Annotated in this window: 3 protein-coding genes and 1 tRNA gene; 1 reads left to right on the forward strand and 3 read right to left on the reverse strand. The window is 69.8% G+C overall.

The window, feature by feature from the left end:
- Nucleotides 1-32: 32 nt before the first annotated feature.
- Nucleotides 33-5540: a HAMP domain-containing protein gene (locus tag ACZ4MH_RS25835; protein ID WP_351600723.1), complete on the reverse strand. Its 5508-nt coding sequence runs from the start codon at nt 5538-5540 to the stop codon at nt 33-35.
- 280 nt (nt 5541-5820) lie between these two features.
- Here ACZ4MH_RS25835 and ACZ4MH_RS25840 point away from each other — a divergent pair, with 280 nt between their 5' ends.
- Entirely contained in the window at nt 5821-8469 is a 2649-nt protein-coding gene (locus tag ACZ4MH_RS25840) for a SpoIIE family protein phosphatase (protein ID WP_351600720.1), read from the forward strand.
- Between the two features lie 108 nt (nt 8470-8577).
- Here the strand turns inward: ACZ4MH_RS25840 and ACZ4MH_RS25845 are convergent.
- Together ACZ4MH_RS25845 and ACZ4MH_RS25850 are read right to left on the reverse strand one after the other, a co-directional pair.
- Nucleotides 8578-8650: transfer RNA gene (locus ACZ4MH_RS25845), tRNA-Thr, on the reverse strand.
- 138 nt (nt 8651-8788) lie between these two features.
- A complete protein-coding gene (locus ACZ4MH_RS25850) occupies nt 8789-9523 on the reverse strand; it encodes a DegT/DnrJ/EryC1/StrS family aminotransferase (protein WP_467754706.1) in 735 nt (244 codons plus the stop codon).
- Between the last annotated feature and the right edge of the window lie 105 nt (nt 9524-9628).

A 9628-nucleotide genomic window follows, 5' to 3' on the forward strand; every position in this document is an offset into this window, starting at 1 on the left:
GGGCGAGGTCCGGCCTCTCCGCGTACGCCCCGTCACTCCGCGCGCATCCATTGCTGCATCACCGAGAGCAGATGGTCGGTGTCCACCGGCTTCGTCACGTAGTCCGAAGCCCCGGACTCGATGCTCTTCTCCCGGTCGCCCTTCATGGCCTTGGCGGTCAGGGCGATGATCGGCAGGCCGGCGAACTGCGGCATCCGGCGGATCGCCGCGGTCGTGGCGTAACCGTCCATCTCCGGCATCATGATGTCCATCAGCACCACTGTCACATCATCGTGCTGTTCCAGCACCTCGATGCCCTCACGGCCGTTCTCCGCGTACAGCACCGACAGGCCGTGCTGCTCCAGGACGCTGGTGAGCGCGAAGACGTTGCGGATGTCGTCGTCGACGATCAGCACCTTCTCGCCGTGGAAACCGCCGCCCTCGGAGGACGGCGCCACCAGGTCCTGTCCGCTGCCCATCCACGGCTCGTCGGCGGACTGCTGCGACTGCGAGACGGTCGGCCCACTGGGCAGCGCCGGCAGCGCGGGCCGCGGCGCCGCACCCGTGAGCCCGCGCCGGCGACGGCGGTTGAGGCCCGAGACCGCGGCGTCCGGAGTCGTCGGCTGCTCCTCCGCCGCGCGGTCCGCCGCCGCCTCCTGCTCGGCGATCTCCGCGTCGTGCGCCTCCGCGTCCATCGCGAAGCCGCCCGCGACCAGCTGCGGATAGCCCTGCGGCGGCAGCCCGCCCGAGTTGTACGGCAGGTACAGCGTGAACGTCGAGCCGCGGCCCGGCTCACTGGCCGCGTGGATCTCGCCGCCCAGGAGCCGCGCGATCTCGCGGCTGATGGACAGGCCCAGGCCCGTACCGCCGTACTTCCGGCTCGTCGTGCCGTCCGCCTGCTTGAACGCCTCGAAGATCACCCGCATCTTGCTGGACGCGATGCCGATGCCGGTGTCCGTCACCGAGAAGGCGATCATGTCCGCGTCCGCGTCGCGCAGCGCGCCGTGCTCCAGGAGCTGCTCGCGGATGGCCACGGGGACGTCCGAACCGGCCGGCCTGATGACCAGCTCCACCGCTCCGGAGTCGGTGAACTTCACCGCATTGGAGAGCAGGTTGCGCAGCACCTGAAGGAGGCGCTGTTCATCGGTGTGCAGCGTCGCGGGCAGCTCCGGGGAGACCCGTACCGAGAAGTCCAGGCCCTTCTCCGCGGTCAGCGGCCGGAACGTCGCCTCGACGTAGTCCACCAGCTGCACCAGCGCGATCCGGGTCGGGCTGACGTCCATCTTGCCCGCCTCGACCTTCGACAGGTCCAGGATGTCGTTGATCAGCTGGAGCAGGTCCGAGCCCGCGCCGTGGATCGTCTCGGCGAACTCCACCTGCTTCGGCGAGAGATTGCCCTCGGCGTTGTCGGCCAGCAACTTGGCGAGAATCAGCAGAGAGTTGAGCGGCGTACGCAGCTCGTGCGACATGTTCGCGAGGAACTCGCTCTTGTACCGCATCGAGACCGCGAGCTGCTCGGCGCGCTCCTCCAGAACCTGCCGCGCCTCCTCGATCTCGGTGTTCTTCACCTCGATGTCGCGGTTCTGCTTGCGCAGTTGCTCCGCCTTCTCCTCCAGCTCGGAGTTGGACAGCTCCAGCGCGCGCTGCCGGCTCTCCAGCTCCGCCGAGCGCTCCTTGAGCTGCTCGGTCAGCTCCTGGGACTGGCTCAGCAGGATCTCGGTCTTGGTGTTGACCGAGATCGTGTTGACGCTGGTCGCGATCATTTCCGCGATCTGGCTGAGGAAGTCCTTCTGGATCTGCGTGAACGGCTGGAACGACGCCAGTTCGATGACGCCCAGCACCTTGTCCTCGAAGAGCACGGGCAGCACGATCACGTTGGCCGGCGGCGCCTCGCCCAGTCCGGAGGAGATCTTCAGGTACCCCGACGGCACGTTCTCCACCAGGATGGTGCGCTTCTCCTCGGCCGCGGTGCCGATGAGCGTCTCGCCCGGAACGAAGGTGGTGGGCATCGCGCCCATCGAATAGCCGTACGAGCCCGTCAGCCGCAGTTCGTAGTCGCCCGCCTCACCGCCGTCCGCGCCGATCTCCTGGTTGTCGTCGGCCGACGTGGCGAGGAAGAACGCGCCGTGCTGTGCGGAGACCGCGGGCGACAGCTCGCTCATGATGAGCTTCGCGACGTCCTTGAGGTCGCGGCGGCCCTGCATCAGACCGGAGATCCGGGCGAGGTTGCCCTTCAGCCAGTCCTGTTCCTCGTTGGCGAGCGTGGTCTCGCGGAGCGTGGCGATCATCGTGTTGACGTTGTCCTGGAGCTCCAGGATCTCGCCGGCCGCGTCCACGTCGATGCGGACGTTGTGGTCGCCGAGGGTCACCGCCGCGGCGACGGCGGCGATCGCGCGCACCTGACGGGTGAGGTTCCCCGCCATTTCGTTCACCGATTCGGTCAGATCCTTCCAGGTACCGGCCACGCCGCGCACCTGCGCCTGACCGCCCAGCTGGCCTTCCGTACCCACCTCGCGGGCCACCCGGGTGACCTGCTCGGCGAAGGACGACAGCTGGTCGACCATCGTGTTGATCGTCGTCTTCAGCTCCAGGATCTCGCCCCGGGCGTCGATGTCGATCTTCTTGGTCAGATCACCCTTCGCGATGGCCGTCGTGACCATCGCGATGTTCCGCACCTGGCCGGTCAGGTTGGACGCCATGGAGTTCACCGACTCCGTGAGGTCCTTCCACGTCCCCGCGACGCCCGGCACCCGGGCCTGACCGCCCAGGATCCCGTCGGTGCCCACCTCACGGGCGACCCGTGTCACCTCGTCGGCGAACGACGACAGGGTCGTCACCATGGTGTTCACCGTGTCGGCCAGCGTCGCGACCTCGCCGCGCGCCTCGACCGTGACCTTCTTGGTCAGGTCACCGTTGGCCACCGCCGCGGAGACCTGGGAGATGTTCCGCACCTGGATGGTCAGGTTGTTGGCCATCAGGTTCACGTTGTCGCTGAGGTCCTTCCAGATGCCGGTCACGCCCGGCACCCGGGCCTGGCCGCCCAGTTGGCCCTCCGTACCCACCTCACGGGCCACCCGCGTCACCTGCTCGGCGAACAGCGAGAGCTGGTCCACCATCGTGTTGACGGTCGTGACCAGTTCGAGGATCTCGCCCTTGGCGTCGACGGTGATCTTCTTGGAGAGGTCGCCGCGGGCCACCGCGGTCGTCACCTCGCCGATGTTCCGTACCTGCGAGGTGAGGTTGTTCGCCATGAAGTTGACGGACTGGGTGAGGTCCTTCCAGGTGCCGCTGACGCCCTGGACCTCGGCCTGGCCGCCCAGGATGCCCTCGGTGCCCACCTCGCGGGCCACCCGCGTCACCTGGTCGGCGAACGAGGACAGCTGGTCCACCATCGTGTTCAGAGTGTTCTTCAGCTCCAGGATCTCGCCGCGGGCGTCCACGTCGATCTTCTGGGAGAGGTCACCACGGGCGACCGCGGTCGCGACCTGTGCGATGTTGCGGACCTGAGCGGTCAGGTTGCCCGCCATACCGTTCACCGAATCGGTCAGGTCCCGCCACACGCCGGCCACACCCGGCACCTGCGCCTGACCGCCCAGCCGGCCGTCCGTACCCACTTCACGGGCGACTCTGGTGACCTGCTCCGCGAATGCCGAGAGCTGGTCGACCATCGTGTTGATGGTGTTCTTCAGCTCCAGGATCTCGCCGCGGGCGTCCACGTCGATCTTCTGCGACAGATCACCCCGCGCGACCGCCGTCGTCACCTGCGCGATCTGCCGCACCTGGGACGTGAGGTTCCCCGCCATGAAGTTGACGGAGTCGGTCAGTTCCTTCCACGTACCGCTCACACCCGGAACCTGGGCCTGGCCGCCCAGCCTGCCCTCCGTACCCACGTCCCTGGCCATCCGCGTGACCTGGTCGGCGAACGAGGACAGCTGATCCACCATCGTGTTCACGGTGTTCTTCAGCTGGAGCATCTCGCCGGAGACGTCGACCGTGACCTTCTGCGACAGATCACCGTTGGCCACCGCCGTCGTGACCTGGGCGATGTTGCGCACCTGGCCGGTGAGGTTCCGGAAGGCCGTGTTCACCGAGTCGGTGAGGTCCTTCCACGTACCGGCGGCACCCGGCACCTGCGCCTGGCCGCCCAGCTCACCCTCGACACCGATCTCCCGGGCCACCCGCGTGACCTCGGCACCGAAGGAGGACAGCTGGTCCACCATCGTGTTCACGGTGTTCTTCAGTTCCAGCATCTCGCCGGAGACGTCGACGGTGATCTTCTGCGACAGATCACCGTTGGCCACCGCCGTCGTGACCTGCGCGATGTCCCGCACCTGACCGGTGAGGTTGCGGAACGCGTTGTTCACCGAGTCGGTGAGGTCCTTCCACGTACCGGCCGCGCCCGGCACCTGCGCCTGGCCGCCCAGCTGGCCCTCGGCGCCGACCTCGTTCGCCACCCGCGTCACTTCGTCCGCGAACGTGCGCAGCGTCTCGGTCATCGTGTTGATCGTGTCGGCCAGCTGCGCGACCTCGCCGCGCGCGCTCACCGTGACCTTCTGGGACAGATCGCCGTTGGCGACCGCCGTCGTCACCTGCGCGATCCCGCGCACCTGGGCCGTGAGGTTGCCGGCCATCAGGTTGACCGAATCGGTCAGGTCCTTCCAGACGCCCGCGACGCCCGGCACCCCCGCCTGGCCGCCGAGCTCGCCCTCCGTACCGACCTCCCTGGCCACCCTCGTGACCTCGGAGGCGAAGGACGAGAGCTGGTCCACCATCGTGTTGACGGTGTTCTTCAGCTCCAGCATCTCGCCCGCGACGTGGACGGTGACCTTTCTGGACAGGTCACCCTTGGCCACCGCGGTCGTGACGAGAGCAATGTCACGTACCTGAGCGGTGAGCCGCGAGGCCATCGTGTTGACCGAATCCGTGAGGTCCTTCCACGAACCGGACATTCCGCGTACGCGCGCCTGGCCGCCGAGCTTGCCCTCCGTACCGACCTCACTGGCGACCCTGGTCACCTCGTCGGTGAACGCCGAGAGCTGGTCCACCAGCCCGTTCACCGTGCGGCCGACCTTCAGGAACTCGCCCCGCAGCGGGTGCGCCGTCGTCCCGTCGCTGCTCCGCGTGCGCAGGTCCATGCGCTGCTCGAGGTCGCCCTCGGACACCGCGGACAGCACCCGGCCCACCTCGGAGACCGGCCGTACGAGGTCGTCCACGAGCGCGTTGGACGCGTCGATCGCGGCCGCCCAGGAGCCCTCGCAGGCCCCCACTTCCAGCCGCTCTGTGAGCTTTCCCTCACGTCCCACGACCCTCCGCACCCGGGCCAGCTCGCCCGTGAGGTGCAGATTGCGGTCGGCGACCTCGTTGAAGACGGCCGCCACCTCCGCCATGATCCCGTCACCGGAGACGGTCAGCCGCTTGCGGAAGTTGCCGTCCCGCATCGACACCAAGGCGGACAGCAGGCGGTTCAGTGCCGCCGTGTCCACCTCGGTCGTCCCGTTGTTGCGGGAGCGTCCGCCTTTCGCGCGCGTGCTTGCACCCCGCGCCGCTCCGCCAGACTCCACCGTGTCCCTCCCGCAGGGTCGACCGTTCTACCCGGGCCTTCTCTTGAAGCCTTCCCAGTGTTTCACCATGGCCCAACCAGGCCATAACAGTTCGGCAGCATCGCATACCGTCCGTGGCGAGCCCGGGGCGGGAAACACACGTGACCGGCATCCATGCGGGCGTCGAAGGTAAGTACCCTGGGCTCCGGCTGTCCACCCGCACGGCCGGTGCGGTGGCGCGAGCACGACGGGCATTCGGAGGGGCGCCGCGACTATGGGGGAGCAGATCACCGACACACGCATGAGGAGACCAGTGATCACCGCGCGGGCCGCTGCCACCTTCGAGCCGGTAGGACGCTCGGTCGCCACGGCTCGGGCTTTCGTGCGCGACACCCTCCAGGGCTGGGGCCACGGCGACATCATCGACGACGCCGTCGTCCTCACCAGCGAGCTCGTCACCAACGCCGTCGTGCACGCCGGCACCGCCGCCGACGTGCTCTGCCTCCGCACCGACACCGGCGTCCGGATCGAGGTCGCCGACCGCTATCCGGAGCGCGAGGTGCCCGTACAGAGCTCCGGACAGGCGCTCGCCCACCCCGACCGCGAGGGCGGCCGCGGACTGCTGCTGTGCGGCGCCCTGGCCACCCGCTGGGGCGTGGAGTACACCCCCTCCCAGAAGCACGTCTGGTTCCAGCTCGACCTGCCCGAGCGCCCCGCCGGCACCCGTTCCGCCGGCCCCGCGCTGCCCGTGGACGCGCTCCCCGTCGCCGAGCACCGGGTCCGCGTCGCCGTCGTCCAGATCGACCGCGGCGGCTGCATCAGCTCCTGGAACGAGGACGCGCAGGAACTCTTCGCCTATGCGCCCGAACAGGTGATCGGCAAGCCCCTCACCGACTTCGCCGCCTGGCCGCACACCCCCGGTACGGGCACCGGCATCGCCGAGGCCCTGCTGCTCTCCCGCTGGGAGGGCAGCTACGGCATAAGGGGCGCCGACGGCCGCGTCGTCCCCGTGTACGCCTCGCACCTACGGGTGCGCGACGCCGACGGCGAGCCCTCCACGGTCTGCCTCCTCGTCCGCGACCACGAGCGCGCCGTCCTCCAGAGCCCGCCGCGCACCCCGTCGGACTCGTCCGGCCAGCAGTCCGAGGGGCACGGCCCCGCCGACCCGTTCGAGGTCTTCATCGGCTCCCCGGCGCCGGACGACCTCGACGGCCTCCTGCAGCGCACGGTCGAACGCGCCCGCGACATGCTCGACGGCGACGCCGCGTACCTCCTCCTGGCCACCGACGACGAGACCGAGCTGGAGGTCCGCGCCTCCACGGGGCTGCCCTCCGCCCGTCAGCGCTTCGCACGCGTCCCTGTGGAGGCCGGCAGCGGCCGCTACGGCTCCGCCCGTATGCCGGCCGTCCACGAGGACCTCACGGCCGTACAGGGGGCCGTCCCGCTGCTCTCCGGTACGGGCATGCGCTCGGTCGTCACGGTCCCCCTCAAGGTCGAGGGCCGGCTCACCGGCTCCCTCGGCGTCGCGGCCGAGGCCCCCGGCCGGTACACCAACGAAGAGGCGCTGCGCCTGCAGTTCGCCGCCGACCGCATCGCGCTCGCCGTTGAACGCGCCCGCCTCACCGAGCTGGAACGGCTCCGCCGCGGCTCCCTCTCCTTCCTCGTCGAGGCGTCCGACCTGCTCGCCGGCACCCTGGACCGCAATCAGACGCTGGCCCTCATGGCCCAGATGACGGTCCCCACGCTCGCCACCTGGTGCGCCGTGTACACCGTCGCCGACCAGGCGTCCGAGCCCGAACTCTCCTTCGTGCTGCACGAGGACGAGGACCGCATCGACGGCCTCAAGACCCTGCTGCAGAAGGTCCCGCCGCCGGAGCCGGTGCCCACTCCCGGGGCCCGCGTATGGAGCGCCCCAGGAGACGCGGCCCACGACGCCGCCCTGCGGACCTCGTTGCGCAGCCTCGGACTGGGCGCCTCCGCGCGGCCGTCCAGCGGCCCCGGCGCCACCCTGGCCACCGCCTCGGCCGTCGGCGGCGAGACCGTCGTACTGCCGCTCGTCGCCCGTAACCGCGTCATCGGCATGCTCACCCTCGGCAAGCCCACCGAGGAGCACTTCCGCCAGGAGATCCTCGAACTCGCCGAGGACCTCTCCCGGCGAGCGGCGCTCGCCCTGGACAACGCGCGCCTGTACTCGGAACGCACGGCCATCAGCCAGTCCCTCCAGCGCAGCTTGCTGCCGCCCGAACTGCCCGACGTCCCCGGCGTCGAGGTCGAGGTCATCTACCGCGCGGCCGGTGAGGGCAACGAGGTCGGCGGCGACTTCTACGACCTCTTCCCCATCCGCGACGGCGCGTACGGCTTCGCCATCGGCGACGTCTGCGGTACGGGCCCGGAGGCCGCGGCCGTCACGGGCCTGGCCCGGCACGCGCTGCGCCTGCTCGCCCGCGAGGGCTTCGGCGGCCCCGCCGTCCTCGAGCGCCTCAACGCCGCGATCCTCGACGAGGGCGCCCGCAGCCGCTTCCTCACGCTCCTCTACGGCGAACTGTGGCCCCAGCGCGACGGCAGCGCCGTACTGAAGGTCGTCTGCGCGGGCCACCCGCTGCCCCTGCGACTGCGCCAGGACGGCACGGTCGAACCCGCCGCCGAACCGCAGCCGCTGCTGGGCGTCATGGAGGACCTGGAGCTCTACGCGCAGACCGTCACCCTCGACCCGGGCGACGTCCTCCTCTGCGTCACCGACGGCGTCACGGAGCGCCGTGAGGGCACGCGGATGCTCGGCGACGACGGCCTGGCGGACGTCCTCACGACATGTACGGGCCTCACGGCCGGCGCGGTCGCCGCACGCATCCTGCGCGCCGTGGAACGCTTCGCCGCCGAGCCCGCCTCGGACGACATGGCCATCCTCGCCATGCGGGTGCCGGAGGCGGTGCACGACGCAATGACGCCGTAGGACGGCCGAAAGTCATCGGGGCCTTGGGGCATCGCCTCAAGGCCCCGACCGTTCCCCCCCCCAAATACAAAAAGGCCCCCGCCTGCTGGCGGGGGCCTTTCTCGTCAGAGCCCCAATACGGAATCGAACCGTAGACCTTCTCCTTACCATGGAGACGCTCTGCCGACTGAGCTATTGGGGCGCGTCGACGGCATTAACTATACCCGACTCCCAGCCGTGATTCGAACCACCTGCCGCCCAGGTCAGCAGCACACTCCCGGTAAATCGGAATTACCCGACAGCGGCCCCACCCGCATTACTCCGGTAACTCCGGCAGCGGTCAGAACGCCGGCTGGAGAAGCCCGCCGAGCGCATTGCACGCGCTCACTACGCGGTGCAATTCACGGCGACTCAACGACTCCCCCACGGGCAGCGCCAGCGTCTCGTCGCACGCCCGCTCCGTCTGCGGCAGCAGCAGATCGCGGCGGTAAGCGGGCATGCGGTACACGGGCACCGGCACGGGCACCCGGCAGGCCACGCCCTTCGCCCGCAGCGTCCGCGCGAAAGCGTCGCGGTCCGGCCGGCCGTTGCCCGGCACCCGGACCACGTACTGCTCGTACGTGTGCGGCGCGCGCTCCGTGGGCGTCACGACGCCGCGCAGCCGCCCGTCGAAGTACGTCGCGTACGCCCGCCGCCGCTCGGCGCCACCGGGCGCGACACCCGGCTCCTCGGCGCCGTGCACCAGCAGCCCGTGGCGCGCTCCCAGCTTCCGCAGCCTGGCCATGTCGGCCTGCTGTCCGAAGCGGTGCACGGCGATCACGGCGGCGGTCCTGGCGCTCACGACGTCGGCCACCGCGGCCGGGTCGAGGCAGTAGGTGTCCGGGTCCACGTCGGCGAAGACCGGTACGGCTCCGGCGCGCACGACGGCCTCGGTGACCTCGGCGTTGCCGAACGCCGGCACCACGACCTCGTCACCGGTGCCGATACCCGCCGACTCGAGCGACTCAAGCGTTCCACTTGTCCCCATGGCTCGGATGCTGGCGGCCGAACGTGAACGGCAAGTGACGCGCCGCACTGCAATGGCGAAACAAAAAAGCTCCGGTCCCTGAACCAGAAGGTTCAGGGACCGGAGCTGAAAAATTGTTCGGCGGCGTCCTACTCTCCCACAGGGTCCCCCCTG

The sequence above is a fragment of the Streptomyces sp. NPDC026301 genome, assembly GCF_055567935.1.

Bases quoted from the DNA above. Each gene is read 5' to 3' on its own strand.
- ACZ4MH_RS25840 (WP_351600720.1), top strand. From the start codon at position 5,821: ATGAGGAGACCAGTGATCACCGCGCGGGCCGCTGCCACCTTCGAGCCG.